The sequence below is a fragment of the Streptomyces sp. NPDC002935 genome (genome assembly GCF_040611295.1).
Taxonomy (GTDB): Bacteria; Actinomycetota; Actinomycetes; order Streptomycetales; family Streptomycetaceae; genus Streptomyces.
The window spans coordinates 1-26,288 of sequence record NZ_JBEXNW010000005.1 but is presented as its reverse complement, the minus strand read 5'-3'; the positions used below and the strand labels follow the sequence as shown (position 1 = coordinate 26,288).

Below are 26,288 nucleotides of genomic sequence, written 5' to 3'. Positions count from 1 at the left end.
AGTTCAGAGGGAGAAGGGGCCGATGCGGTACAGCACTTCGGGGTCGTGCGGTCCGTCGGGGAACTGCCCCGTCTCGAACAGCACCTCGCGCTCGACGGCCGCGCCATGGCGCCGTGCGAACGATGTGAACAGGCGCTCGGAGGCGGTGTTGCCCGGAGTGATGGTGGTCTCGACGACGGACAGCCCCCGCTCGGCCGCCACCCGCGCGGTCAGCCCGTCGAGCAGTCGCGCGGCCAGTCCGCGGCCGCGGTGGGCCGCGTCGACGGCCACCTGCCACACCAGGAGGGTGCGTGGACGCTCGGGGCGCACATACGCGGTGACGAAACCGACGGGCCGCCCGTCGGCGTCGCGTGCCACCGCCGAGGTGCCGGCGAAGTCACGGCACCACAGCAGATAGCTGTACGAGGAGTTCAGGTCGAGGGTTCGGGAGTCCTTGGCGATACGCCAGAGGGCGGCCCCGTCGGCCACCTCCGGACGGTCGATCCGAAGGCCCTCCGGCATTTCCAGGAATTCCGCTGACAGGTCTGCGTGTGCGGCGGTCATGCGGATTGAATTTACCGACGGAAAGTTCAAATTGCATCGCCGGAAGGGGTTACACGGAACGCGCTCATGTGTTATCACGCGCCCGTGAAAGGGTGGCGCGGGCAGTGCCTTATGTGCATATCCGCCCGGAAAATACCGCAGAAAACGGACGCATTGTGGAGTGTGTCACAACAATGAAATGTGCAGGTGACCTCCCCGAATCGCTTCGCCGGCGTTCGCGAAATCTTTGCGTTTAGGTACGGGGAAAGAGGGCAGAAGAATGCGGGAAGCTGCGCCGAATAACTCGAATAATTCGGCTCTGAATTAAGGACTGAATAAGTGTATGGGCGGGATGTGCGATTCCCGTCGCGTTGCGCGTTCGGATTCCGTGCCCCGGCTGAAGGCCGGTCGGTCGGGTTCCTCGCTCCGGCCCCTCGGCGCGCCGGGGTTCTCCGCCCCGGCGGAGGCGCGGACGCCCCCGCCGGTCATCCCGGGATCAGTCCCAGGCCAGCGCCACGGCCCGGCGCGCCGCCTCCAGGTCCACCGGGAAGCCGGACTCGGCCAGCGCCGCCCCCAGGCCCGCGAGGCTGGAGTGGACGACACCCCGGGTGGCGTCGGGGCCGTAGTGGTTCACGCGGATCATCGACTGCGCGAGGGCGCCGCCCCCCGCGGCGAGCGGCAGCGCGGGATCAGCGGCCAGCGCCTTGGCGACCACGGCGGACGCGTCCACGTCCTCGGGTACCTGCAGCGTGGTGGCGACGGGCGCCGCGTCGCGGTCGGCGTGCACGAACGGCTTCAGCCCCCCGCCGAGAGCCACGGCCCCCGCCCGGGTGGCCGCGGCGGCCGAGGCGTGACGGGTCATCATCGCGTCGAGGCCCTCGCCCTCGATCCGCTCGACACACGCCTCCAGGGCCAGCATCTCCAACTGCGCCGGCGCGTGCAGCAACGCCGTGCGGCCTCCGTCGACCCACCGCTCCTTCCAGTCCAGCAGGGAGAGGTAGGAACGGCGCGGCGCGGCGGGGTTCGCGGCCATCCGCGCCCACGCCCGCTCGCTCACCGACACCGCCGACACACCGGCGGGGCCGCCCATCGCCTTCTGCGCCCCGATCACGCACAGGTCGACGCCCCAGGCGTCCGGCAGCACCGGTTCGGCGCCGATCGACGCGACGGCGTCCAGACAGAAGAGCGCGCCGTGCTCGCGGACGACCTCGCCGATCTCCGCCACCGGGTTGGTGTTCCCGGTGGCGGCCTCGGCGTGCACGAGCGACACGAAGTCGATCGACGGGTGCTCGGCGAAGGCCTCGCGGATCTGCTCGGCGGTGACCGCGTTGTGGAAGGGCACCGCCAGATCGATCACGGTCGCCCCGCAGTCCCGCAGCCAGTCCCCGAAGGTCTGGCCGTAGGGGCCGGTGATCACGTTCAGGGCCGTGGTGCCGGGACCGGCCGTGCCGCGAATGGCCCCCTCCAGGGGCAGCAGCGCCTCGCCCTGCATGATCACGACGTCCTGGTCGGTGGAGAGCAGCCGGGCGACGCGGTCCTCGATCGACGCGAAGTGGGCGGCGCTCAGCGGCGCCAGGTCAAGAAAGGGGTGGGTCACGGCGCTGCTCTCTTCGCTCACGGTGGTGTCGACGATCAGAGCGTAACCGTCGGCCCCCGGCGCACCCGGAACGGCGAATTCTGAGGCCAGACGGACCAGCAACCATCGGATTGATTTGAGCAACTCAAACCTTTCCTTATAATCAGAACCCTCTGTTCCCCCCACTGGAGGTCTCCGTGAACTCGGTCCTCGGACGCCGGACCCGCATTCTGGCCGCCACCACCGCCACGGCCGGGCTGCTGCTCGTGGCCGGCTGCTCCTCGGACGACGGGGGTGGCAAGACGACCACCTCGGGCGGGGTCCCCCTGGTCAAGAGCGGTCAGCTCACGACCTGCACCCATCTGCCGTACCCGCCGTTCCAGTCGGAGATCGACGGCAAGGTGCAGGGCTTCGACGTGTCGCTGATCGACCTGGTCGCCAAGGACCTGGGCGTGAAGCAGGCCATCGTCGACACGCCGTTCGAGAACTTCAAGACGGGCGCGTTCCTCAACTCCGAGCAGTGCGACCTCGCCGCGGCCGGTATGACGATCACCGAGGAGCGCAAGAAGAACGTCGACTTCTCCGACCCGTACTTCGACGCCACCCAGGCCGTCCTGGTCGACAAGAAGAGCGGTATCAACTCCCTCGCCGACGTCAAGGCGAAGGGCAAGAAGCTCGGCGCCCAGGCGCAGACCACCGGCGAGGACTACGCGAAGGGGCAGGGCTTCGACCCGGTCTCCTTCGAGTCCTCCGACGCGGTGCTGAGCGGCCTGCGCAGCGGTCAGGTGCAGGCCGTCATCATCGACTACCCGGTCGTGCAGGGCTGGCTGAAGGACAAGGCCAACGCCGACGCCTTCAAGGTGGCCGACAACCTCAACACCGGTGAGCAGTACGGCTTCACGGTGAAGAAGGGCAACACTAAACTCGTCGCCGCCATCAACAAGGCCATCGCGGACGCGAAGGCCGACGGCACGTACAAGAAGCTCTACGAGCAGTGGATCGGCCCGTACGCCGCGGCCTCCGCCTCCCCCTCCACCTCATGAGTGATGCCGACACACCCCTCCAGCCCCGCAGGTCCGGCCTGAGCCGGCGCCAGAAGCGCTCGCTCTCGCGCGGCGCGCAGTACGTCGTCTTCGCCGCCGTCGTGATCGCCTTCGCGGTCACGGCGGACTGGGGCCGTCTGAAGAACCAGTTCTTCCAGTGGGACCTGGTCAAGCAGATGTTCCCGGACGTCATCACGCTCGCGCTGAAGAACACCGTCCTCTACACGACGTTCGGTTTCGTCGTCGGACTCGTGCTGGGCATCGTCATCGCTCTGATGCGTCTGTCGTCGGTGGGCCCCTACCGCTGGTTCGCCGGAATCTACATCGAGGTCTTCCGCGGTCTGCCCGCCCTGGTGATCTTCATCTTCGTGGGCGTCGCGGTACCGCTCGCGTTCCCGGGCACGGAGATCCCGGGCGGAACGTACGGAAAGGTCGCCATCGCGCTCGGTCTGGTGGGGGCCGCCTACATGGCCGAGACCTTCCGCGCGGGCATCCAGGCCGTGCCCAAGGGGCAGATGGAGGCGGCCCGTTCGCTCGGCTTCTCGCACGCGCGGGCCATGGTCTCGATCATCGTCCCGCAGGCGTTCCGGATCATTCTCCCGCCGCTCACCAACGAACTCGTGACCCTCTTCAAGGACTCCTCGCTGGTGCTGTTCCTCGGCGTCACCCTGGAGGAGCGCGAGCTGTCCAAGTACGGCCGCGACCTGGCCAGCACGACCGCCAACTCCACGCCGATCCTCGTCGCGGGCCTGTGCTATCTGCTCGTCACGGTGCCGCTCGGCTTTCTCGTACGACGTCTCGAAGCGAAGACGGGGGAGGCCACCAAGTGAGCACGCCAGAGATCCAGGTCAAGGACCTGCACAAGTCCTTCGGCGACAACGAGGTCCTGCGCGGCATCGACCTGGAGGTCGGGCAGGGCGAGGTCGTCTGCGTCATCGGTCCGTCCGGCTCCGGCAAGTCGACCCTGCTGCGCTGTGTGAACCTGCTGGAGGAGCCCAGCAAGGGCCAGGTGTTCGTCGGGACCACGGAGGTCACGCACCCCGACGTGGACATCGACGCCGTACGCCGCCGCATCGGCATGGTCTTCCAGCAGTTCAACCTCTTCCCCCATCTGTCGGTGACCGGGAACCTCACGCTGCCGCAGCGCCGGGTGCTCGGCCGGGACAAGGCGGAGGCGGCCCGGATCGCCGCCGAGAACCTCACCCGGGTGGGCCTCGCGGAGAAGGCCGACGCCTACCCGGCCTCGCTCTCCGGCGGCCAGCAGCAGCGCGTCGCGATCGCCCGCGCGCTCGCCATGGGGCCCGAGGTGATGCTCTTCGACGAGCCGACCTCGGCGCTCGACCCCGAACTCGTCGGCGAGGTGCTCGCCGTCATGCGGATGCTCGCCGACGAGGGCATGACGATGATGGTCGTCACCCACGAGATGACCTTCGCTCGCGAGGTCGCCGACCGGGTCGTCTTCATGGACGACGGCGTGATCGTCGAGGACGGCACCCCGGCGCAGGTCATCGGCAACCCGACCCACGAGCGGACGCGCCACTTCCTGTCCCGGCTGCTCGACCCGGCGATGGCGGACGTCGAGAACACGACACCGGACCGGACGGACAAGGAGTAGGACCGGGTGGGCGGGCGGGGTAGGGGAGCCGGGCGGGGAAGGGGAGCCGCTTCACTAAGGTGCAACCCATGAGCGATCACCCGGTACTGCACGTGAAGGGGCGGGTCCTCGTCGGACCCGACGACGTCCGCGACGAGCTGTGGGTCGTCGGCGGCCGGATCTCGTACGAGCGCCCCGGCGGCGCCCGTGACCTCCGCACCGTCGAGGGCTGGGCACTGCCCGGCCTGGTCGACGCGCACTGCCATGTCGGGCTCGACGCCCACGGCCCGGTCCCGGCGGACGTCTCCGAGAAGCAGGCGCTGACCGACCGCGACGCCGGCACCCTCCTCGTCCGGGACGCCGGCTCGCCCTCCGACACCCGCTGGATCGACGACCGCGAGGACCTCCCGAAGATCATCCGCGCGGGCCGGCACATCGCCCGCACCCGCCGCTACATCCGCAACTACGCCCACGAGATCGAGCCCGAGGACCTCGTCGCGTACGTCGCCCAGGAGGCCCGGCGCGGCGACGGCTGGGTCAAGCTCGTCGGCGACTGGCTCGACCGCGGCACCGGCGACCTGAGCGCCTGCTGGCCGCGCGAGGCCGTCGAGGCCGCGATCGCCGAGGCGCACCGGCTCGGCGCCCGCGTCACCGCGCACTGCTTCGCCGAGGACTCGCTCCGCGACCTGGTCGAGGCGGGCATCGACTGTGTCGAGCACGCCACCGGCCTCACCGAGGACACTGTCCCGCTCTTCGCCGAGCGCGGCGTCGCCATCGTCCCGACCCTCGTGAACATCGCCACCTTCCCGCAGCTCGCGGCCGGCGGCGAGGCCAAGTTCCCCCAGTGGTCGGCCCACATGCGACGCCTCCACGAGCGCCGCCACGACACCGTGCGCGCCGCGTACGACGCCGGAATCCCGGTCTACGTAGGCACCGACGCGGGCGGCTCCCTCGCCCACGGCCTCGTCGCGGGCGAGGTCGCCGAGCTCGTCACCGCCGGCATCCCGCCCGTCGAGGCCCTCTCCGCAACCACCTGGGGCGCCCGGGCCTGGCTCGGGCGGCCCGGCCTCGACGAGGGCGCGCCCGCGGACCTCGTGGTCTACGACGAGGACCCGCGCGCCGACGTACGGGTCCTGGCGGCTCCACGACGGGTGGTCCTCAACGGGCGGACCGTCAGCTGACGCAGCCGACGCGGGCGAGACGGCGACGCGGCCGACGCGGGCGTGGTTGACGGAGCGTGACGGCCGGGGTGGCGCGCTCGTTACGCACCACCGGGTGCGCTCCGGCGCGTCGACCCGTCATCGACCGGCGCGTCAACCAGCGCGTTCGTCCAGGGGCGTTGAGCGGGTGACGGTGGGGAACAGCCGTGCCTCGGGATTCGAAGACATGCGCGGAAACCCCACGATGGAGTGAACTCACGTCAGGTGGCTGACTGTTCACTCTCAGTGCGTAATTCTTTCGGGGTCCCAGGCTTTCTCCTATGGGGGTCCCACCCTTGAACAGCATCAACCACCGTATGCCCGCACGCCGTCTCGCCGTCACCGCGGCCGCGACCGTCCTCGCCGCGGGTCCCACCGCGCTGGCCGGCGCGGGCTCCGCCCACGCGACCGACGACCACGGTCGCGCGAGCGCCGTCGTGCTCCGCACCGGACTCGACGTGTCCCTCCTCAACAAGACCGTGAACGTCCCGCTCGCGGTCTCCCTGAACGAGGTGCAGGCACCGAACAGCGCCGAGAAGACCGCGCTCACCGCCCAGTTGGACGGCGTCGACGGCGGACGTCCGTTCAGCGTGCTGCGCGCGGACGTCGCCACAGCCAAGGCCGGCGTCTCCGCCGGGAAGGCCGAGGGTTCCACCCGCCTCGCGCACGCCGCCGTCCATGTCCCCGGGCTGCCGCTGCTGTCGCTCATCGAGGTCGAGGACGTGACCTCGAAGGCGACCTGCGAGGCGGGGAAGAAACCCGTCGCCACCGCCAACCTGCTGGGATCGGTCACCGTCCTCGGCAAGAAGGTCACGCTGACGACGGGCGGCCCGACGCATGTGAAGGTTCCCGGGGTCGGTGAGGTCCGGCTCGACCTCTCCAAGACCGAGACCACCACCCGTACGGCCGCCGCCTCCGCGCTCGAACTCAAGGTGTCCATCAACCCGTTGAAGCTGAACGTGGCCGAGGTGGAGGGCACGCTGACGCTGGCGAAGGCCACCTGCGAGTCGCCGGCGGCGCCCGTCACCCAGGAGGCCGCGCCGGCTGAGCCCTCCGACCCCGCCGACCCGGTGGCCGAGGTGACACCGCAGGGCGCTCCCGCGGAGGAGGGCCTGGCCGAGACCGGGGGCAGCTCCATGACGCCGTATCTGGCCGGCGGCGCGGTGGCGCTGCTCGCCGCGGGCGGCGGAGCGGTCGCCCTCTCCCGCCGCCGCCGGAGCTGACGGCCGCCGAAGAGCCCGGCGCACAGGTCCCGCCGCACAGGGCGCCGCCCGGACCCCGTCCCCGTTCCTCGAACGCCGGAGAGGCTGAAACGTTCAGCCTCTCCGGCGTTCGAGGGCGAGGCCGTTCAGGCCGAAGCGGAGGACCAGGGCGGCAGTTCCGGACGGGGGCCGGGCGGGGGTGGCGGCCGCTTCGGGCCGGGCAAGGGGGGTGAGGGGGGTGAGGGGGGAACAGGGCCCGCCTCACCCCCGCTCAGGGTCACCGCCCGGTCCAGCGCCTGCAGGAACCGGTTGACCGTCGCCCGGTCCCGCACCGCGAACCGCAGCCACTCGTCCCCGAGCCCGGGAAACGTGTCCCCGCGCCGCACCGCGAACCCGAGATCGCGAAGCGCTCGACGTACCCGGGAGGCCCGCGGCAGCCGGACCAGGACGAAGGGCCCCTCCGCCGGCTCCGCCACCCACAGCCCGTCCGGGCAGGCGAACTCCCGCAGCCCCGCCACCAGATGGGCCCGGTCCGTGGCGATCCGGCGCGCCGCGTGCGCCGCCTCCGCGAGTGCCTGCGAGGACACACAGGCCTCTGCCGCCGCGAGGGCGGGCGTGGAGACCGGCCAGAGCGGCTGGGCGCGCTTCAGGTCGGCGATCGTCCCGGGATCGGCGAGCACATAGCCGATCCGCAGCCCCGCCAGACCCCATGTCTTCGTGAGACTGCGCAGCACGACGAGGCCGGGCACGTCCGTCCGCCCGGCCAGGGCCTCGCGCTCACCCGGCACCGCGTCCATGAACGCCTCGTCGACCACCAGCACCCGCCCGGGGCGGGCCAGTTCGGCGATGGCCGCCGCCGGGTGCAGCACCGACGTCGGATTCGTCGGATTGCCGATCACGACGAGGTCGGCGTCCTCGGGGACGGCGGCCGGGTCGAGCCGGAAGCCGTCCTCCTCGCGCAGCAGGACGCGCCCGACCGTGTGGCCGGCGTCCAGCAGCGCGGCCTCCGGCTCCGTGAACTGCGGGTGCACGACGACCGGCCGGCGTACCTTCAGGGCGCGCGCGAGCAGCACGAAGGCCTCGGCCGCGCCCGCCGTGAGCAGCACCCGCTCCACCGGCAGCCCGTGCCGTGCCGCCACCTTGGCCCGCGCGGCCCGCCCGTCCGGATAGGCCGCGAGCCCCGTCAGCGACGCGGCGATCCGCTCGCGCAGCCACGCGGGCGGGGTGTCCGCGCGTACGTTCACGGCGAGATCGGTGAGCGTGGAACCGTCGTCGCGCACCTCGGCGTCCCCGTGGTGCCGCAGATCGTGCCCGCCCTCGGCGGCCTCGTCAGTGCGCATGGGAGTGCGTGTGTCCCCCGTGATGGTGGTGACCGTGGCCGTCGTGGTGGCCGTCGTCGTCCGGGTGGAAGTGCGGCTGCTGGGGGAGCCCCACCTTGTCCTCGAAGCCGGGCAGCGCGATCCGGTAGACGCAGGAGTCGCAGTTCATCCGCAGGTCGCCCTTGACGGCCTCCCGATAGCGCTCCATGACCAGGTCGAGCAGCTCGGGCTCGGGGCCGATGACGTCGGCGGAGCGCACCTCGATCTCCGGGTGCGCCGTGGCCCAGCCCTCCGTCTGCCGCCGCACCCGGTCCGGGAGGATGCCGGTGAACAGGAAGTAGGGCAGGACCACGATCCGGCGCGCGCCCAGCTTCACGCAGCGGTCGAGGCCGGACGGCACATCCGGTGCCGCCAAGGACACGAACGCCGTCTCGACGCCCGCGTACCCGCGGCCCTCCCACAGCAGCCGCGCGGCCTTGTGCACCTCGGCGTTGGCGTCCGGGTCGGTGGACCCGCGGCCCACCAGCAGCACGGTCACATCGGCCCGGTCCTCGGGGGTCCGCGCGCGGCCGCCGAGGGCCTCGTCCAGCCGCCGCTCCAGCACGGCGAGCAGCGACGGATGCGGGCCCAGCGGACGCCCGTACGTGTACGAGATCCCGGGGTGCCGCTCCTTCTCGCGGTTCAGCGCCGCCGGGATGTCGCCCTTGGCATGCCCGGCGGACACCAGCATCAGCGGCACGGCGGCGAAACGCCGTACCCCCTGCTCGACCAGTTCGCTCACGGCGTCACCGAGCGGCGGCGGCGACAGCTCGATGAACCCCCCGGCGACGGGCAGTTCGGGATGGCGGCGCCCCAACTCCCGTACGAAGGAGCGGAAGGCCTCGGCTCCGGCCTCGTCCCGGGTGCCGTGTCCGGCGATGAGCAGCGCGGGGGGCGGGGTGGTCACGATGTCTCCTTGGCGGCCGAGGTGGCCTCAGCGGTCGTCGAGGCCGTCTCGGCCCGATCGGTCTTCGAGGCCTGGGCGGCCTGCGGAACAGGGTGGTACAGCAGGGCGTTGAGCGCGGCGGCCGCGACCGCCGAACCGCCCTTCTCGGACACGTTGCTGACGGCGGGAAGGCCGCTCTCGCGGAGCGCGGCCTTGGACTCGGCCGCGCCGACGAAGCCGACGGGCAGCCCGATGACGAGCGCCGGCTCGGCGTCCAGCCGCAGCAACTCCTCCAGCGCGGTGGGCGCACAGCCGATCACCCACAGCGCGCCGGGCCCGACCTCCTCGTACGCGAGCCGCACCGCGTGCGCCGAACGGGTCAGGCCGGGGCCGGACTTGGCGTCCTTGAGGCGGCAGACGGTGGCGCGGCGCGTGATGCCCGCAGCCACCATCTCGACGTCCGCCACGACGGGTGCGCCGGCGTGCAGCGCCGCGTGCGCCCGCAGCAGGGCGTCCTCGTCGGTGACGAGATCGTCCGCGTACTCCAGATCGGCGGCGGAGTGGATCACCCGCTCCACCACCGCCCGCGTCAGCGGCGGAAAGTGCGAGGTGTCCAGGCGGGCGCGCAGCCGCCGGAAGGACTCCTGCTCGATGGGGTGCACGACCCGGGTCCCGGGGAACACCTGGCTCACTTGGCCTCCTCCTGCCAGCGGTAGCCGCGCGGGGTCACCATGCGCCCGGCGATCTCACGGGTCGCCGTGTTGCCCACGGTCACCACGGTCATCATGTCGACGATCGCCGGATCCAGGGACCCCAGCGTCGTGACCCGGCTCGACTCGTCCGGGCGGGAGGCGTTGCGCACCACACCGACCGGCGTCGTCGGCTCCCGGTGCTCCGCGAGGATCGCGAGCGCCTTGGGGAGCTGCCAGTCCCGGCCCCGGCTGCGCGGGTTGTAGAAGGTCACGACGATGTCGGCCTCGGCCGCCGCCCGTACCCGGCGCTCGATGACCTCCCACGGTGTGTGCAGGTCGGACAGGCTGATCGACACATGGTCGTGGCCGAGCGGTGCCCCCAGGATCGCCCCGGCAGCGAGCGCCGCGGTCACCCCCGGCACCCCGACGACGTCGATGTCGTCGGACGCCTCGGCCAGTGCGGGCGACGCCATCGCGTACACGCCCGCGTCGCCGCTGCCGATCAGGGCGACGGCCTGCCCGCGCCGCGCCTCGGCCACCGCCGTGCGCGCCCGCTCCTCCTCGGCGCCGAGCCCCGACTCCAGGATGAGCGTGCCGGGCCGCAGCAGGTCGCGGATCTGGTCGACGTACTGGTCGAGCCCGACGAGCACCGCGGCCCGCCGCAGCTCCGCCGTCGCGCGCGGCGTGAGCAGATCGCGGGCTCCGGGGCCGAGGCCCACGACCGCGAGCCGCCCGCGGGCCGGCCGGCGCACCACCGCGCAGGTCGCCATCGCGGGCTGTCCGTCCGCCCGCACCGACTTCCGCTTGGGGACGAGGAGTTCACCCCCGCCGACGAGCGCAGCGGCCTCCGCGACGGACGGGGTTCCCACGGCGGCGAGTGGCGCGTCGGAGGGGTTCGGGACCGCCACCGCCGCCAGCTCCTCGGCGCTGTACGTGACGACCGGGACCCCGAGCCGCGCGGCGGCCCCGACGATGCCGGGCTCCTCGGACTTGGCGTCGACGGTGGCGAGTTCGGCGACCGACCGCACGGAGAGACCGGCATCGCGCAGGGCGTCCTCGACGAGTCCGAGGACCTCCTCCGCGGGCGCGCCCCGGGAGGCGCCGACACCGACGACGAGGGACGGCGGGCGCAGGACGACTTCGCGCGCGGCGGGTTCCCGGTCGCGGTCGGAGATCCGCAGGACGGCGGCGCCCGACTCCGCCGGGCTCCCCACGTTCGGCGGCAGCGCGGGCAGCGGCCAGGGCGACTCCGCCTCCAGCACCACGGGTTCACCGTCCAGCATGGCCCGCGAGACCCCGGCGACATCGCCTTCCACGGGGAAGCCCAGGGTGTCGAGACCGGGCACGCCCACCGCGTCGGTCGCTGTCGTCACCACCGGCTCGGCGCCGAGCAACTCGGCGACCTCGCGGGCGAGTTCGTTCGCCCCGCCCGCGTGGCCGCCGACCAGTGACACGGCGAACCGTCCCGCCTCGTCGACGCACACCACCCCGGGGTCCGATCCCTTGTCGGCGAGCAGCGGCGCGACGAGCCGTACGACCGCGCCCGTGGCGAGGAAGCACACCACCTGGTCGCACTCCGCGAAGGCCCGCCGCACGGCGTCCGCCACGGGTCCGTCGTACACCCGGGCACGCGTGGACCACGCCGTGGCCAGCCGGTCACGGGCCGCCGCGCCCGCCGCCGTGGCGGAAATCAGGCCGATCACTGGAGGACTCCTTCGGTAGGGGCCGGAGGCCGGACGCCCCACAGCACAAAGACGGGATTGGTCGCCGCGAGCCGGGAGACGTCACCCGGCAGCGGGGCGAGCCGCGACGACTGCAACAGGACGCCGTCGCAGGCGAACCCGGCGGCGGTGAGCGCGTCCCGGGCGGCCGGCACCCGGTCGAGCGAGGCCATGGCGATCACGACGGCCCGCCGGGCCCGGCGCGCGCACACCGTGACGATGGCGGGCAGTTCGCGTCCGCCGCCGCCGATGAAGACCGCGTCCGGATCGTCCAGGTCGGACAGCACCGTGGGCGCGGCCCCGTGCACGACCCGCACGTCCACGCCGTGCGCGGCGGCGTTGGCGCGGATGCGGTCGCAGCCGTCCCGGGTCTTCTCGACCGCGGTGACCGCGGCGCCGAACCGCGCGCACTCGACGGCGACGGAACCGGAGCCCGCGCCGACGTCCCAGACCAGCTCGCCGAGCCGCGGTCCGATCCGGGCCAGCGCCAGCGCCCGTACCTCGAACTTGCTGATCATCGAGTCGCGGTGGGCGAACTCGTCCTCGTCCAGAGCCCAACGGTCGGGCCCGGGACGCGGCCCGGCGACGGTCCGCACGGGAGCGAGGGCCCGCGCCTCGTCCAGGCACAGCACGACGCTGACCGCCGTGCCCCAGTCGCGGGCGGCGGCCTCGGCGGGCGTGACCCGCTCGACGCTCTCGCGCTCCGGGTCGCCGAGGGCGCTCGCCACGACGAGGACGCGCTCCGCGCCGCGGTGGACGAGCGCGGCACCCAGCTCGGCGGGCCCGGACCCCGGACCGGTCAGCACGGCCACCTTGGGCTGCGACCGGCAGATCTGGACGGCCGTACGCAGCTCACGGCCGTGGGCACTGACCACCACCGCGTCGTCCCAGGGCAGCCCGAGCCGGGCGAAGGCCGTCGCCACGGACGAGACACCGGGGCGGACGTCCAGCCGCTCCGCCCCGAACCGCTCGGCCAGCGCCCGTACGATCCCGAAGAACCCGGGGTCCCCCGAGGCGAGCACCACGACCGGGCCCCCGCCCGTTCCTTCGTCCGCGTAGCGCGCGATGCGGTCGAGCGCCGGTGCCAGCGGCCCGAGGACCACCTGCTCGGCCCGCTCGGGCAGCCCGGCCGCCGCCAGATGCCGTCGGGCACCCACGACCAGCCCGGCCTCCGCGAGCACCCCGCGGGCGTCCGGGGACAGCGGCGCCCCCGTGCCCGTACCGACGACGGTGATCACCACGGAGCGGTCCGCCGGGCCGACGGACTCTCCCTCCGCGCCGACGGACTCCCCTTCCGCGCCGACGACGTCCACGCTCACGACGCGGGGCCCTGCGCACCGCTCCGGCGCGCGGCGCGCAGCTCGGCGCGCGCCTCGGGGTCGGCCTTGCGGAAGCCGTGGAAGTGGCCGGGGTGGTAGAGGTGCGAGCGGGTGCCGCTCGCGTCGAGCGCGGGGCCGACCAGGAAGAGGGTGTGCTTCCAGAGCTTGTGCTCCTTGACGGTCTCCTCCAGCGTGCCGATCGTGCACTTCACGATCAGCTCCTCCGGCCAGGTGGCCTGGTAGGCCACCACGACCGGCGTGGTCGTCGGATAGCCGCCCTCCAGCAGCTCCCGTACGAGCTGGCCGCTGCGGGCCGCCGACAGGAACAGCGCCATCGTCGTGCCGTGCTTCGCGAACTCCCGTACGTCCTCCCCGGGCGGCATCGGCGTCTTGCCGCCGCCGAGCCGGGTGAGGATCACGGACTGCGCGACCTCGGGAATCGTCAGCTCGCGCTGCGCGATCGCGGCCACGGCGGAGAAGGACGAGACGCCCGGCACGATCTCGGTTTCGATGCCGAGTTCGGCGCACCGGTCGACCTGTTCCTGCGTACCGCCCCACAGGGCCGGGTCGCCGGAGTGGATCCGCGCCACCCGCAGGCCCTCGGCACGGGCCCGCTCGTACACGGCGACGACGTCCTCCAGCGACATCTTCGCCGAGTCGAGGATCTCGGCGCCCTCGCGCGCGTGGTCGAGGACCTCGGCCTGCACCAGGCTCGCCGCCCAGATCACGACGTCGGCCTCGGCGATGGCGCGCGCGGCGCGGAACGTCAGCAGGTCGGCGGCGCCGGGGCCGGCACCGACGAAGGTCACTTTGCCGGTGGGGGCATCGGCCATGGGAATCGGTCCTCTCCTACGAAAAATCAGGGGTGCTGCGAAAGTTCAGTGGGCTCGGGGCCGTCGCCGGAGGTGCGCGAACGGGGGTTGATCGGATAGCAAGGGCCTATGGCGGTCCTCGTCGCGCTCGGCGCGTTCCTGATGACGCTGGCCGGTGGCTGGACGGCACAGCGCGTGACCGACCGCCGTCATCTGGTCCTCGGCCTGGCCGGCGGACTGATGCTCGGCGTGGTCGGCCTCGATCTGCTGCCGGAGGCACTGGCCGCGGCGGGCACCGAGGTGTTCGGCGTACCGGCCGCGCTGCTGCTCTTCGTGGCCGGCTTTCTGCTGGCCCATCTGGTCGAACGCCTGCTCGCCCACCGCCAGGCCGCGCACGGCGGGGAGGAGCACGACGGACGGGCGCCCGAGGTGGGCCTCACGGCGGCCGGTGCCATGGTCGGCCACAGCGCGATGGACGGCGTCGCGATCGGCGCCGCCTTCCAGGTCGGCGGGGGCATGGGGCTCGCGGTGTCGCTCGCAGTGATCGCCCACGACTTCGCGGACGGCTTCAACACGTACACGATCACGAGCCTGTACGGGAACGCCCGCCGCAAGGCCCTGCTCATGCTGTACGCGGACGCGGCGGCCCCCATGATCGGCGCCGCCTCCACCCTCTTCTTCACCATCCCCGAGCGGCTGCTCGGCGGCTATCTCGGCCTGTTCGGCGGCGTACTGCTCTACCTCGCCGCCGCCGAGATCCTCCCGGAGGCACACCACGAGCACCCCGCCCGCTCGACCCTGCTGTGCACGGTCGCGGGCGTGGCCTTCATCTGGCTGGTGGTGGGCATCGCGGCCTGAGCCCGCTCGGGTCGCCGGGTGTGCCGGACGGGCCGGACGTGGGCCGGTGCGGGACGCCGCGGGGGCCGCGGCCGCGTGGCGGGTGCGGGCGGGGGTGCGGGTCACAGTTTTCCGCCGCGTTTCCCGTCGCGGCGCGCGGGCGCGATGAGTGTCGAGAGGTAGGGGAGCGGCTCCCCGTCGAGCTCGGCCGCCGGCCGGATCGACTCGTCCTCCAGGCCGAGCGCCGACCCCCAGACGGCGTCGTCGATCCGCCCGCTGTCCCGCAGCGCCTCGGCGACCTCCTGGGCCTGCCGCCCGAACTTGTACGCGACCACCGTGCCGGGCCCGTTCAGCGCGTCCTTGAGCACGGCGGCCCCCGCGGTCACCGGGACGAGCGTGAGCGGCTCGGTCCCCTCTGTGAGCACGGCCCCCGACCGGGCGGCGAGGTCCTGCATGGCGGTGATGCCGGGCACCGTCTCCACGACCGTGCCGGGAACCAGCTCCCCGATGGTGTGGGCGAGATAGGTGAAGGTCGAGTACACGTTGGGGTCGCCGATGGTGGCGAAGGCGACCGTGCCGTGCCGGCCGAGAAGGCCCGCGACCCGTGCGCCGGCGGCGTTCCAGGCGGCCTCGCGCCGCCCCCGGTCGCTCCGCTCGTTGAGCGCGAACACGACCCGGACGACCTTCTCCTCGGGCACGTAGTGCAGGACGGTCGCCTCGGCCCGCCCCCGCTCGCCGCCGTCCTTCCCGTCCGGCGCAGCCATCACGGGGACGACGACGACCTCCGCCGCACGCAGAGCGTTGACGCCCTTGACGGTCACCAGCTCCGGGTCGCCGGGACCGACCCCGACTCCGATCAGCTTGCTGCTCATGACGTCAGGCACCTCTCCACGAACCGACGGGCCACACCGGGCTCGGACGCCCAGTGCGTGTGCAGATAACTGGCGTGCACACCTTGTTGTACGAAACCTTCGACGCGCCGCTCGGGGGCGCGCAGCCCCCAGGCGGGAGCGGCCCCGGCGCCGGGCTCCACGACGGTCCGGTGGAACTCGTGCCCGCGCATCCGCGTACCGGCCGCGGCGAGCACACTGTCGCTGACGGCCACGGCGTCCCGGTAGCCGAGGGTGAGCCGCTCGTGCATCCGGGCCTCCGCGTCGATGACCCCGCACATGGGCCGCCCGTCCAGTTCCCGCGCCAGGTACAGCAGTCCGGCGCACTCGGCCGCGACCGGCGCCCCGCCGAACGCCAGCTCGGCCACGGCCTTGCGCAGCGGTTCGTTGGCCGACAACTCGGGTGCGTACACCTCGGGGAAGCCGCCGCCGATGACCAACCCGCCCGTCCCGTCGGGCAGTTGCTCGTCCCGGAGCGGATCGAAGGTGACGACCTCGGCTCCGGCGGCGGTGAGCAGTTCGGCATGCTCGGCATAGGAGAAGGTGAAGGCGGGACCACCGGCGACGGCTACCCGCTTCACCCCGGCCGCGACCGAGGAGCGAACCGCCTCGGCTCCGTCCTGCGAACGCACCGCCTCAGCCGCGTCCCACGCCGTCCCCGGCACCTCACCCGCAGCGCGCGCCAGCGCGAGCAGCGCGTCCAGATCGCATCCGGCGCGCACCTGCGCGGCCATCGCGGCGACCGCCTCGACCGCTTCCGAGCGCCGCTCGGCGACCGGTACCAGCCCCAGATGGCGCGACGGCGTGTCGACCTGTGGAGCCCGCCGCAGTACGCCGAGCACCGGTACCCCGGACGCGTCCAGCGCCTCCCGCAGCATGGCCTCGTGCCGCTCGGACCCCACCTTGTTGAGGATCACCCCCGCGACCCGCACCGCGGGATCCCAGGAGGCGAACCCGTGCACCAGCGCGGCCACCGACCGCGACTGCGAGGACGCGTCGACGACCAGCACCACCGGCGCCCGCAGCAGCTTCGCCACCTGCGCCGTGGACGCTAGTTCCCCCTCGCCCGCGGCCCCGTCGTACAGCCCCATCACGCCTTCGACGACCGCGAGATCGCATCCGCGCGCCCCGTGCGCGAACAACGGCCCGATCAACTCGGCCCCGCACAGATAGGCGTCGAGATTCCGTCCCGCGCGCCCGGTGGCGAGCGCGTGATACCCGGGGTCGATGTAGTCGGGCCCCACCTTGTGCGGGGACACGGCGAGCCCCCGCGCGGCGAAGGCCGCCATCAGCCCTGTGGCGACGGTGGTCTTGCCGCTGCCCGAGGAGGGCGCGGCGATGACCAGCCGGGGAACGGAGGACGTCACCACTCGATGCCCCTCTGGCCCTTCTGGCCGGCGTCCATCGGATGCTTGACCTTGGACATGTCGGTCACGAGATCGGCGAGGTCGACCAGCTTCTCCGGGGCGTTGCGCCCGGTGATCACGACGTGCTGGGTGCCCGGCCGGTCCCGCAGCACCGCGACGACCTCGTCGGTGTCGATCCATCCCCAGTGCATCGGGTACGCGAACTCGTCGAGCACGTACAGCTTGTACGTCTCGGCGGCGAGGTCACGCTTGACCTGCTCCCAGCCCTCGCGGGCCTTCTCCTCGTTGTCCATCTGAGCGTCCCGCTGGACCCAGGACCAGCCCTCGCCCATCTTGTGCCAGTCGACGGTCCCGCCCTCGCCGGAGGCGCCGAGCACACGCAGCGCGTTCTCCTCGCCGACCTTCCACTTCGCCGACTTGACGAACTGGAACACCCCGATGGGCCACCCCTGGTTCCAGGCGCGCAGCGCGAGCCCGAACGCGGCGGTGGACTTGCCCTTGCCGATCCCCGTGTGCACGACGACCAGCGGCCGGTTACGGCGCTGACGAGTCGTCAGTCCGTCGTCCGGTACGACACTCGGCTGCCCCTGCGGCACTACGCGGCCCTCCTCGAAGTCCCCTGCACATCCCGGACCAGCCCGGCGATGGAATCGGCCCGCAGCGCGTCCAGGGTCACCGGCGTACCGCCCAGCTCCCCGGCGAGCTGCCCCGCGAGCCCGAGCCGTACCGGCCCCGACTCGCAGTCGACGACCACCGACGCGACCCCGTCCGCCGCGAACAGCCGCGCGGCGCGCCCGGCCGTCGCCACGGGTTCGGTTCCGCCGGTGGCCCGCCCGTCGGTCACGACGACGACCAGCGGACGCCGGGCGGCGTCCCGCAGCCGCTCCACCCGCAGCACCTCGTGGGCCCGCAGCAGCCCGGCCGCGAGCGGCGTCCGGCCGCCGGTCGGCAGCGACTCCAGCCGGGCGGCGGCGGCGTCCACCGACGAGGTGGGCGGCAGGGCGACCTCGGCGGCCGACCCGCGGAAGGTCACCAGGCCCACCTTGTCCCGCCGCTGGTACGCGTCGAGCAGCAGCGACAGCACGGCGCCCTTGACCGCGCTCATCCGCTGCCGTGCCGCCATCGAACCGGAGGCGTCCACGACGAAGAGCACGAGGTTGCCCTCACGGCCCTCGCGCGTCGCCTGCCGCAGATCGTCCCGCCGTACGACGAGGCCGCGCCCCGACCGCCCGCGCGCCAGCTGATGCGGGGCGGCGGCCTGGACGGTCGCCGCCAGGTGCAGCTTGGTGAGCGTCCCCCGGGGACGCCGCGACCCGGTCGTGCGGCCGTGCTCGGTCCGCGCGCGCGAACGTCGCCCGGCCGCGCCCTCGCCGAGTCCGGGCACGCTCAGCATCTTCGTCCGGAAGGGCTCGGCGGCCCGTACGGGCGACTGCTCGCCGGCGCCCTGCCCGGCCGGGGCCTGCCCGTCGTCCGACGGCTCGCCCTGCGCGGGGACGTCACCGGCGGGGGAGCCGTCGTCCGGCCCGTCCTCGGGCGGCTGCCCGCCGCCCCCGGGCCCGTCCGGGTCGGGGTCGGGGTCCGTCTCGTCGTCCGGTCCGCCGTCCGAGCCGCCGAACTCCTCCAGCGTCTCGTCGAGCTTGTCCTCGTCGAGTCCCGGCGCGTCGAAGGGGTTGCGCCGCCGCCGGTGCGGCAGCGCGAGCAGCGCCGCCTGCCGTACGTCCTCGGCGATCACCTCGGTCCGTCCGGCCCACGCGGCGAGCGCGGTCGCGGTCCGGGCCATCACGATGTCGGCGCGCATACCGTCCACCTCGAAGGCCGCGCAGGTCGCCGCGATCTGCCGCAGCGGCCCGTCGCCGAGCCGCACGGAGGGCAGCAGCGCGCGGGCCGCCACGATCCGGGCCCGCACGGCGGACTCCTCGTCGGCCCAGCGCGCCGCGAAGCCGGCCGGGTCGTCGTCGTGGGCGAGCCTGCGCCGGACGACCTCGACCCGCTGGTCGGGCTCCCGCGAGGCGGCGACCTCGACCGTCAGACCGAACCGGTCGAGCAACTGCGGCCGCAGTTCGCCCTCTTCGGGGTTCATGGTCCCGACGAGCAGGAACCGTGCCGCGTGCCGTACGGAGACACCCTCGCGTTCCACGTACGAGGCGCCCATCGCGGCCGCGTCCAGCAGCAGGTCGACCAAGTGGTCGTGCAGCAGGTTCACTTCGTCCACGTACAGGATGCCGCGGTGCGCGTCGGCCAGCAGTCCGGGCTCGAAGGCCTTCACGCCCTCCGCGAGCGCCCGCTCGATGTCGAGCGCGCCCACCAGCCGGTCCTCGGAGGCACCGACGGGCAGCTCGACCATGCGGGCGGGACGGGACTCGAACGCCGTCGGCTCGTGCGGTCCGTCGGGGCAGGCCGGGTCCGGGACGGCCGGGTCGCACGAGAACCGGCACCCGGTGACGACGTCGACGCCCGGCAGGAGCGCCGACAGCGCGCGTACGGCCGTCGACTTGGCGGTGCCCTTCTCGCCGCGGACCAGCACGCCGCCCACGGCGGGCGACACGGCGTTCAGCAGCAGCGCGAGGCGCAGGTCGTCCTGGCCGACCACCGCCGTGAACGGGAACGGGGTACTCACTGGTCGTCGCCCTCCAAGTCGCCTTCGAGCTCCAGATAGGTGGCGCGCAGCCGCTCCAGCGTGTCCGCGTCCGGCTCGGCCCACAGCCCGCGGTCGGCGGCCTCCAGGAGCCGCTCGGTGATGCCGCGCAGCGCCCACGGGTTGGACTTCTTCATGAAGTCCCGGTTCTCCGCGTCGAAGACGTACTCCGCGCTGAGCTTCTCGTACATCCAGTCGTCCACGACCCCGGCCGTGGCGTCGTACCCGAAGAGGTAGTCGACGGTCGCCGCCATCTCGAAGGCGCCCTTGTAGCCGTGCCGGCGCATCGCGGCCATCCAGCGCGGGTTGACCACCCGGGCGCGGAAGACACGGTGCGTCTCCTCGCCGAGGGTGCGCGTCTTCACCTGGTCGGGCACGGCCGAGTCGCCGACGTACGCCTCGGGGCTGGTGCCCGTCAGATGGCGCACCATCGCGACCATGCCGCCGTGGTACTGGAAGTAGTCGTCGGCGTCCACGAGGTCGTGCTCGCGGGTGTCGACGTTCTTCGCGGCGACCGCGATGCGCTTGAACGCCGTCTCCATGTCGCCGCGCGCCGCCCGCCCGTCGAGCCCGCGCCCGTAGGCGTAGCCGCCCCACACCGCGTACACCTCGGCGAGGTCGGCGTCCGAGCGCCAGTTGCGGGCGTCGATCAGGGGCAGCAGACCCGCGCCGTACGCGCCCGGCTTGGAGCCGAAGATACGGGCCGTCGCGCGCCGCCGGTCGCCGTGCTCGGCGGTGTCCTCGTCGGCGTGCTTGCGCACGTAGTTCCGGTCGGCGGGCTCGTCCAGTTCGGCGACCGCGCGCACCGCGTCGTCGAGCAGACCGACGACGTGCGGGAACGCGTCCCGGAAGAAGCCGGAGATGCGGACCGTGACGTCGATGCGCGGGCGGCCGAGTTCGTCCAGCGGGACGATCTCGAAGCCGGTGACCCGGCGCGAGGCCTCGTCCCACACCGGACGGCAGCCGAGCAGCGCGAGGATCTCCGCGATGTCGTCGCCCTGGGTGCGCATGGCGGACGTGCCCCAGACCGTCAGCCCGACGGACGTCGGGTAGGCGCCCGTGTCCTGCAGATACCGCTGCACGAGGGAGTCCGCGAGGGACTGCCCGACCTCCCAACTGAGCCGGGAAGGAATGGCCTTGGGGTCGACCGAGTAGAAGTTGCGGCCCGTCGGCAGGACGTTGACCAGGCCGCGCGTCGGTGAACCCGACGGGCCCGCCGGGACGTAACCGCCGTTCAGGGCCTTGAGGATGTGCCCGATCTCGTCCGTCGTCCGGGCGAGCCGCGGCACGACCTCGCGGCACGCGAACTCCAGCACCGCGACGGCGTCCGGGAGTTCGACACCCAGCACGTCACGCACGAGTGCCGGGACGGCGGCCGCGTCCCAGCCGCGCTCTTCCATGCCCAGCGCCGCCCGGCGGCACAGCTGCTCCAGCAGGTCGATCGCGTCGGCCGCCGTGCGGGCCGGGCCCTCGACGAGGTCCGTCAGCTCGACGGGCACCTTCAGCGGAGCGCCCGGCTCGGCGAGCAACTCCTTCTCCACCAGGCCGAAGTACTCGGCCAGACAGGCCCTCAGACCCGGCAGCGCGTTCGCCGCGCCGCCCCAGACCTGCGAGGCCCGCAGCACGGCCAGCACCAGGTTCACCCGCGGCTCGGCCTCCGGACCGCCGCCCAGGATGTGCAGGCCGTCGCGGATCTGCACGTCCTTGATCTCGCACAGATAGCCGTCGATGTGCATCACGAACTCGTCGAAGTCGCCGTCGTCCGGCTGCTCGTCGACGTGCAGGTCGTGATGGAGCTCGGCCGCCTTGACGAGGGTCCAGATCTGCGCGCGGACCGCGGGGGCCTTCGTCGGGTCCAGGTCGGACACGAGCGCGTACTCGTCCAGGAGCTGCTCCAGCTTCGCGAGATCCCCGTAGGTGTCGGCGCGTGCCATCGGCGGTACGAGATGGTCGACGACGGTGGCGTGACCGCGGCGCTTGGCCTGGGTGCCCTCACCGGGGTCGTTGACGATGAACGGGTAGACCAGGGGGAGTTCGCCGAGGACGGCGTCGGGCGCGCAGCCGCCGCTGAGCCCGAGTCCCTTGCCCGGCAGCCACTCCATCGTGCCGTGCTTGCCCATGTGCACGACGGCGTCAGCGCCGAAACCGCCTTGAGAAGACTCAGCCTCCAGCCAGCGGTAGGCCGCCATGTAGTGGTGCGACGGCGGCATGTCCGGGTCGTGGTAGATCGCGATCGGGTTCTCGCCGAAGCCGCGCGGCGGCTGGATCATCACGACGACGTTCCCGAACTGCAGGCAGGCCAGCACGATGTCGTCGCCGTCGATGTAGAGGGAGCCCGGCGGCTCGCCCCAGGCCTCCAGCATCCCCTCGCGCAGCGCGGGGTCGAGCGTCTCGAACCAGGCCCGGTAGTCGGCGAGGGGCACGCGCGCCGGAGCGGCGGCGAGCTGTTCCTCGGTCAGCCACTCGACGTCGTGACCGCCGGCCGCGATGAGCCGGTGGATCAACTCGTCGCCGTTGTCGGGGTATTCGGTGAGGGCGTAGCCCGCGTCCCGGAGCGCGTCGAGGACCCGTACGGCGGAGGCGGGCGTGTCGAGACCGACCGCGTTGCCGACCCGGGAGTGCTTGGTCGGGTAGGCGGTGAAGACGATCCCGAGCTTCTTCTCCGCGTTCGGCTTGTGCTTCAACAGGGCGTGCCGCAGGGCGATTCCGGCGACCCGGGCGGCCCGCTCGGGGTCGGCGACGTACACCGGCACGTCGTCCGGACCCTGCTCCTTGAAGGAGAACGGCACGGTGATGAGACGGCCGTCGAACTCCGGGATCGCGACCTGCATCGCCGCGTCCATCGGGGACAGGGCCGCGTCCGACGCGTCCCAGGCACTCTTCGACGAGGTCAGACAGAGCCCCTGGAGCACCGGGATGTCGAGGTCGGCGAGCGCCCCGATGTCCCAGGCCTCCTCGTCGCCGCCCGCGGAGGCCTGCGAGGCGTGGGTGCCGCCGGCCGCGAGGACGGTGGCGACGAGCGTGTCGGCCCGGCCGAGGATCTCGTACAGGGCCGGGTCGGCTCCGCGCAGCGAACCGCAGTACACGGGAAGGGCGTTGGCGCCGCGGGCCTCGATCGCGTCGCACAGCGTGTCCACGAACGCGGTGTTCCCGGACAGCTCGTGGGCCCGGTAGAACAGCACACCGACGGTCGGGCGGCCCTCGACGAAGGCGCGTTCGCCGTGGACGCCGAACTCCGCCGACTTGTGCGGCGCCTCGAAGCCCTCGCCCGTGAGCAGCACGGTGTCCGAGAGGAACCGGGCCAGTTCGGTCAGGTTGGCCGGGCCGCCCTCGACGAGATAGCGCAGCGCCTCCGCCACCACTCCGGCGGGCACCGAGGACTCGGCCATGAGCTCGGCGTCGGGGACGGACTCACCGCCGAGCAGCACGGTAGGGATGCCGGACGTCTTCAGGAAGGCCAGCCCGTCCTCCCAGGCCCGCTTGCCGCCGAGCAGCCGTACGACGGCCACGTCCGCGCCCTCGACGAGCGCGGGGAGTTCGCCCGCGACGTCCACCCGGGTCGGATTGCCGATCCGGTAGGCGGCGCCACTGGCACGGGCCGCCAGCAGATCCGTGTCGGCGGTCGACAACAACAACACTGTGCTCATGCGGGTGCTCCCGGTGGAATGAAGGGCAGTCCTTGCGGTGCGCCGGACTCGATGAGCCGCCAGAGCGCGTCCGTGTCCGCGTGTTCCTCGATCAGGTCGCCGAGCCGGTCCAGCTGCTCCTCGCGCAGCGCCGCGAACGACGTGTCGGCCGCCGGTACGAAACGGCGGCCCGCGGCGGCCGCCACCTCGCGCAGGAAGGCCCGCCGGAAGCCGTCCGACTCCAGTGATCCGTGCCAGTGCGTGCCCCAGACGGCGCCGACCCGGCACCCGTCCAGGCTGTTTCCCTCGTCGTCGCACATGAACGCGTTGCCGCCGCTCACATCGGCGACACCGTGGTGGATCTCGTACCCCTCGACCTGCTCGCCGAGGGCCTCGCCGACCGGTCGTGTCAGCGTCTTCTCCCGCGCGAACCGCACGCGTACGGGCAGGAGTCCGAGTCCCTCGACATGACCGGCCCGCGACTCGACCTCGTCCTCGATGTGCTGTCCGAGGATCTGGTAGCCGCCGCAGATGCCGAGCACGGGACGGCCCTCGGCGGCCCGGCGCGCGATCGCGTCGGCGAGGCCGCGTTCACGCAGCCATGCCAGTGCCTTCACCGTGCCCCGGGTTCCGGGCACGATGACGAGATCCGCGTCGGCCAGCTCCTCGGCCCGGTCCACGAACCGCACGACGACGCCCGGTTCGGCGGCCAGCGCGTCCACGTCGGTGAAGTTGGACATCAGCGGGATCGCGCAGACCGCGACGCGCAGGATGTCCGCCCCGACGGGGGAGGAGACCGCCGACTCGCGGACGGCCCCGCGCAACGAGACCCTCAGCCCGTCCTCCTCGTCGATGCCGAGACCGTGCTGGAAGGGCAGGACGCCGTAGGAGCGCCGCCCGGTGAGGCCGTGGAGCATGTCGAGACCGGGCTCCAGCAGCGAGACGTCACCCCGGAACTTGTTGACGAGGAACCCGGCGACGAGCGCCTGGTCCTCCGGCGACAGCAGGGCGACCGTCCCGAAGAACGAGGCGAACACACCGCCCCGGTCGATGTCGCCGACGACGAGCACGGGAAGCCCCGCGTTCCGCGCCACCCCCATGTTCACGATGTCGGTGCGCCGCAGATTGATCTCGGCCGGACTGCCGGCCCCCTCACAGATCACCGCGTCATACGTGCCCCGCAACTGGGCCAGACAGTCGAGGACGGTCCCGAGGAGTGCTTCCTGGCGCCCGCCGCGCAGCCTGTCCCCGGGGGCCACGGCGGCTGACGGTGCCTCCGCCGCGGGCCCGGACGCCCCGAAGAACCCGCGGGCGCTCATCTCGCCCACCGGCCGGCCCATCAGGACGACCTGACTGCTGCGGTCGCTGCCCGGCTTGAGCAGCACGGGGTTCATCAGCGCGGTCGGCTCCACCCGGGCGGCCTGCGCCTGCATGGCCTGCGCCCGCCCGATCTCGGCGCCCTCGCGCGTCACGAACGAGTTGAGGGACATGTTCTGCGCCTTGAAGGGCGCGACCTTGACGCCCTGGCGCACCAGCCACCGGCAGATCCCGGCGGTCACGACGCTCTTGCCCGCGTCGGAGGTGGTCCCGGCGATCAGCAGCCCGCCGCTCATGCGGTACGCCCCTTCCTGGTGAGCAGAACCGTGAGCAGAACCCGTCCGGCGGCGCTCACGCCGAGCGCGAGCCGGCCGACGCGGCGGGAGAGCCGTACGGCCCGTTCGATGTCCTGGACCTGGACGGCGCGCCCCCCGTCATTGAGTACGGGCCGGTGTTCGACCCGTCCCCCGTACGAGAGGGTTCCGCCGAGCCGCACGCCTAGTGCTCCGGCGAACGAGGCCTCCACGGGACCGGCGTTGGGGCTCGGATGTCTGCGGGCGTCCGAGCGCCAGGCGCGCACGGCGCCCCGCGGGTCGGACCCGGCCACGGCGGCGAGGACGGCGGTCAGCCGGGCTCCCGGCCAGCCGGCGACATCGTCGAGCCGGGCGGAGGCCCAGCCGTAGCGCCGGTACCGGGGGGACTTGTGCCCGACCATGGCGTCGAGGGTGTTCGCGGCGCGGAAGGCGACGAGCCCCGGCACACCGCCGACGGCGCCCCAGACCAGAGCGCCCACCACCGCGTCGGAGGTGTTCTCGGCGACGGACTCGACGACGGCACGCGCGACGCCGTCGGCGTCCAGCGCCTGCGGGTCGCGCCCGCACAGATGCGGCAGCCGCTCCCGGGCCACTTCGAGGTCACCGGCCTCGAGCGCGCCGGCGATCGCCCGCGCCTCGCGGCCGAGGGAGGTCCCTCCGACGACGGCCCAGGTGGTGGCGGCGGTCAGGGCGACGGAGGCGGTACGTGAGGTGCGTACGGAACGACTCGCGAGCGCGGCGAGACCGGTGGCACCGCCGACGCAGACGGCCGTGTGCAGCGCGCCCCACCCGCGGTGGTCCCGCCACAGTGCCCGCTCCACGGTCGCGGCGGCCCGCCCGAACGCGGCGACCGGATGCCCTCGGCGGGGATCGCCGAGCAGCAGGTCGCCGAGGAGGCCGGCGGCGGCGCCGTACGCGAAGACGCGATCGGCACGCACGGGGTCAGCCGGCCGTGGGGTGGAGTGGAACCCTTGTACTCAGCGAAACGGGCAACGGGCAGCCGCGCATGGCGATATGTCCTCACTCAGGGTGTCCACGCCCTGGTTCGACGAGACCGGCGGTGAGAGTTCCTGGCTCCCGGGGAGTTTCTTCCCCGATGACAGTGGCGGGACCGCGCCGGATTCGCACCGGCTTCCTCTCATGCCGCCGTACTTGGCTCCGGCAGTCCACCACGGGGCGAGAACGGCCGTCAACTGCGTGTTGACCTGCGAAGGGAGAGTGTGCGAAGGCCCACATACGCGTGGGGTGGGGGGGGGGGGGGGGGGGCCCCCCCCCCCCCCCCGGCGCCCCGAGGCCGACCCCGAGGACGGCGCCCCCTACGTGGGCAAAGAGGTAGATCAAATTACATAAAATAAGGAAAAGCACCACCCCCGCCGCG

Annotated in this window: 21 protein-coding genes and 1 riboswitch; of the genes, 6 read left to right on the top strand and 15 right to left on the bottom strand. The window is 72.9% G+C overall.

The window, feature by feature from the left end; genetic code table 11:
* Positions 1-3: 3 nt before the first annotated feature.
* Together ectA and ABZX90_RS07810 are read right to left on the bottom strand one after the other, a co-directional pair.
* Positions 4-543 carry a diaminobutyrate acetyltransferase gene (gene ectA / locus ABZX90_RS07815; RefSeq protein ID WP_351128080.1) on the bottom strand — a complete coding sequence of 180 codons (540 nt, stop codon included), beginning with the start codon at positions 541-543 and terminating at the stop codon, positions 4-6.
* 475 nt (positions 544-1,018) lie between these two features.
* The gene (locus tag ABZX90_RS07810; protein WP_355202902.1) at positions 1,019-2,119 is read right to left on the bottom strand and encodes an aminotransferase class V-fold PLP-dependent enzyme; all 1,101 of its coding nucleotides are present in this window, start codon (positions 2,117-2,119) and stop codon (positions 1,019-1,021) included.
* Positions 2,120-2,295: 176 nt separating this feature from the next.
* On the opposite strand from ABZX90_RS07810, the gene ABZX90_RS07805 reads away from it, so the two are divergent.
* The 5 genes from ABZX90_RS07805 (at position 2,296) to ABZX90_RS07785 (ending at position 7,157) form a co-directional block, all read left to right on the top strand.
* Positions 2,296-3,141, top strand: a complete 846-nt coding sequence (locus ABZX90_RS07805) for a transporter substrate-binding domain-containing protein (RefSeq protein ID WP_355202422.1) — start codon at positions 2,296-2,298, stop codon at positions 3,139-3,141.
* On the top strand, positions 3,138-3,971 hold the full coding sequence (locus ABZX90_RS07800) for an amino acid ABC transporter permease (protein ID WP_351128074.1): 834 nt from the start codon (positions 3,138-3,140) through the stop codon (positions 3,969-3,971). The genes ABZX90_RS07805 and ABZX90_RS07800 overlap by 4 nt, the downstream gene beginning before the upstream one ends.
* Positions 3,968-4,756, top strand: coding sequence for an amino acid ABC transporter ATP-binding protein (locus tag ABZX90_RS07795; RefSeq protein ID WP_351128072.1), 789 nt, complete (start codon positions 3,968-3,970; stop codon positions 4,754-4,756). Before ABZX90_RS07800 ends, ABZX90_RS07795 begins: the two co-directional genes overlap by 4 nt.
* Before the next feature lie 68 nt (positions 4,757-4,824).
* The gene (locus ABZX90_RS07790) at positions 4,825-5,916 is read left to right on the top strand and encodes an amidohydrolase family protein (protein WP_351128070.1); all 1,092 of its coding nucleotides are present in this window, start codon (positions 4,825-4,827) and stop codon (positions 5,914-5,916) included.
* Positions 5,917-6,251: 335 nt separating this feature from the next.
* Positions 6,252-7,157 carry an SCO1860 family LAETG-anchored protein gene (locus ABZX90_RS07785; protein ID WP_355202417.1) on the top strand — a complete coding sequence of 302 codons (906 nt, stop codon included), beginning with the start codon at positions 6,252-6,254 and terminating at the stop codon, positions 7,155-7,157.
* A gap of 125 nt (positions 7,158-7,282) precedes the next feature.
* Here the strand turns inward: ABZX90_RS07785 and cobC are convergent, their stop codons facing one another.
* The 6 genes from cobC to cobM all read right to left on the bottom strand — a co-directional run bounded on the left by cobC (position 7,283) and on the right by cobM (position 13,945).
* Positions 7,283-8,476, bottom strand: coding sequence for an Rv2231c family pyridoxal phosphate-dependent protein CobC (gene cobC, locus ABZX90_RS07780; RefSeq protein WP_355202414.1), 1,194 nt, complete (start codon positions 8,474-8,476; stop codon positions 7,283-7,285).
* The gene (locus tag ABZX90_RS07775) at positions 8,466-9,401 is read right to left on the bottom strand and encodes a sirohydrochlorin chelatase (RefSeq protein ID WP_355202411.1); all 936 of its coding nucleotides are present in this window, start codon (positions 9,399-9,401) and stop codon (positions 8,466-8,468) included. Before ABZX90_RS07775 ends, cobC begins: the two co-directional genes overlap by 11 nt.
* Positions 9,398-10,072 carry a precorrin-8X methylmutase gene (locus ABZX90_RS07770; RefSeq protein ID WP_355202408.1) on the bottom strand — a complete coding sequence of 225 codons (675 nt, stop codon included), beginning with the start codon at positions 10,070-10,072 and terminating at the stop codon, positions 9,398-9,400. The genes ABZX90_RS07775 and ABZX90_RS07770 overlap by 4 nt, the downstream gene beginning before the upstream one ends.
* Positions 10,069-11,775, bottom strand: coding sequence for a precorrin-3B C(17)-methyltransferase (gene cobJ / locus ABZX90_RS07765; RefSeq protein WP_355202405.1), 1,707 nt, complete (start codon positions 11,773-11,775; stop codon positions 10,069-10,071). The genes ABZX90_RS07770 and cobJ overlap by 4 nt, the downstream gene beginning before the upstream one ends.
* Entirely contained in the window at positions 11,772-13,031 is a 1,260-nt protein-coding gene (cbiE, locus tag ABZX90_RS07760; protein WP_351128151.1) for a precorrin-6y C5,15-methyltransferase (decarboxylating) subunit CbiE, read from the bottom strand. Before cbiE ends, cobJ begins: the two co-directional genes overlap by 4 nt.
* Before the next feature lie 77 nt (positions 13,032-13,108).
* Positions 13,109-13,945 (bottom strand): precorrin-4 C(11)-methyltransferase, encoded by an 837-nt coding sequence (gene cobM, locus ABZX90_RS07755; RefSeq protein ID WP_355202402.1) that lies wholly within the window; start codon positions 13,943-13,945, stop codon positions 13,109-13,111.
* 108 nt (positions 13,946-14,053) lie between these two features.
* Between cobM and ABZX90_RS07750 the strand changes: the two genes are divergently transcribed.
* A complete protein-coding gene (locus ABZX90_RS07750) occupies positions 14,054-14,782 on the top strand; it encodes a ZIP family metal transporter (protein ID WP_355202399.1) in 729 nt (242 codons plus the stop codon).
* 101 nt (positions 14,783-14,883) lie between these two features.
* On the opposite strand, the gene cobI is transcribed toward ABZX90_RS07750, so the two are convergent.
* The 7 genes from cobI to ABZX90_RS07715 are packed head-to-tail and all read right to left on the bottom strand — an operon-like array spanning position 14,884 to position 25,848.
* Positions 14,884-15,633: a precorrin-2 C(20)-methyltransferase gene (cobI, locus tag ABZX90_RS07745; protein WP_355202396.1), complete on the bottom strand. Its 750-nt coding sequence runs from the start codon at positions 15,631-15,633 to the stop codon at positions 14,884-14,886.
* Entirely contained in the window at positions 15,630-17,021 is a 1,392-nt protein-coding gene (locus ABZX90_RS07740) for a cobyrinate a,c-diamide synthase (RefSeq protein ID WP_355202394.1), read from the bottom strand. The genes cobI and ABZX90_RS07740 overlap by 4 nt, the downstream gene beginning before the upstream one ends.
* Positions 17,015-17,614, bottom strand: coding sequence for a cob(I)yrinic acid a,c-diamide adenosyltransferase (gene cobO, locus ABZX90_RS07735; RefSeq protein ID WP_326788548.1), 600 nt, complete (start codon positions 17,612-17,614; stop codon positions 17,015-17,017). Before cobO ends, ABZX90_RS07740 begins: the two co-directional genes overlap by 7 nt.
* Positions 17,614-19,635, bottom strand: a complete 2,022-nt coding sequence (locus tag ABZX90_RS07730; RefSeq protein WP_355202391.1) for a putative cobaltochelatase — start codon at positions 19,633-19,635, stop codon at positions 17,614-17,616. Before ABZX90_RS07730 ends, cobO begins: the two co-directional genes overlap by 1 nt.
* Positions 19,632-23,300, bottom strand: coding sequence for a cobaltochelatase subunit CobN (cobN, locus tag ABZX90_RS07725; protein ID WP_355202388.1), 3,669 nt, complete (start codon positions 23,298-23,300; stop codon positions 19,632-19,634). Before cobN ends, ABZX90_RS07730 begins: the two co-directional genes overlap by 4 nt.
* Positions 23,297-24,892 carry a cobyric acid synthase gene (locus tag ABZX90_RS07720; RefSeq protein ID WP_351128046.1) on the bottom strand — a complete coding sequence of 532 codons (1,596 nt, stop codon included), beginning with the start codon at positions 24,890-24,892 and terminating at the stop codon, positions 23,297-23,299. Before ABZX90_RS07720 ends, cobN begins: the two co-directional genes overlap by 4 nt.
* Positions 24,889-25,848 carry a cobalamin biosynthesis protein gene (locus ABZX90_RS07715; protein WP_351128044.1) on the bottom strand — a complete coding sequence of 320 codons (960 nt, stop codon included), beginning with the start codon at positions 25,846-25,848 and terminating at the stop codon, positions 24,889-24,891. The genes ABZX90_RS07720 and ABZX90_RS07715 overlap by 4 nt, the downstream gene beginning before the upstream one ends.
* A gap of 105 nt (positions 25,849-25,953) precedes the next feature.
* A riboswitch (cobalamin riboswitch) is annotated at positions 25,954-26,097 on the bottom strand.
* Between the last annotated feature and the right edge of the window lie 191 nt (positions 26,098-26,288).

What these genes read in the sequence shown, in the direction of transcription:
- ABZX90_RS07785 (WP_355202417.1), top strand. Translation starts at nt 6,252, where the DNA reads ATGCCCGCACGCCGTCTCGCCGTCACCGCGGCCGCGACCGTCCTCGCC.
- cobM (WP_355202402.1), bottom strand. Translation starts at nt 13,945, where the DNA reads ATGGCCGATGCCCCCACCGGCAAAGTGACCTTCGTCGGTGCCGGCCCC.
- ABZX90_RS07750 (WP_355202399.1), top strand. Translation starts at nt 14,054, where the DNA reads ATGGCGGTCCTCGTCGCGCTCGGCGCGTTCCTGATGACGCTGGCCGGT.
- cobN (WP_355202388.1), bottom strand. Translation starts at nt 23,300, where the DNA reads ATGAGCACAGTGTTGTTGTTGTCGACCGCCGACACGGATCTGCTGGCG.
- cobI (WP_355202396.1), bottom strand. Translation starts at nt 15,633, where the DNA reads ATGAGCAGCAAGCTGATCGGAGTCGGGGTCGGTCCCGGCGACCCGGAG.
- ABZX90_RS07720 (WP_351128046.1), bottom strand. Translation starts at nt 24,892, where the DNA reads ATGAGCGGCGGGCTGCTGATCGCCGGGACCACCTCCGACGCGGGCAAG.
- ectA (WP_351128080.1), bottom strand. Translation starts at nt 543, where the DNA reads ATGACCGCCGCACACGCAGACCTGTCAGCGGAATTCCTGGAAATGCCG.
- cobC (WP_355202414.1), bottom strand. Translation starts at nt 8,476, where the DNA reads ATGCGCACTGACGAGGCCGCCGAGGGCGGGCACGATCTGCGGCACCAC.
- ABZX90_RS07790 (WP_351128070.1), top strand. Translation starts at nt 4,825, where the DNA reads ATGAGCGATCACCCGGTACTGCACGTGAAGGGGCGGGTCCTCGTCGGA.
- ABZX90_RS07800 (WP_351128074.1), top strand. Translation starts at nt 3,138, where the DNA reads ATGAGTGATGCCGACACACCCCTCCAGCCCCGCAGGTCCGGCCTGAGC.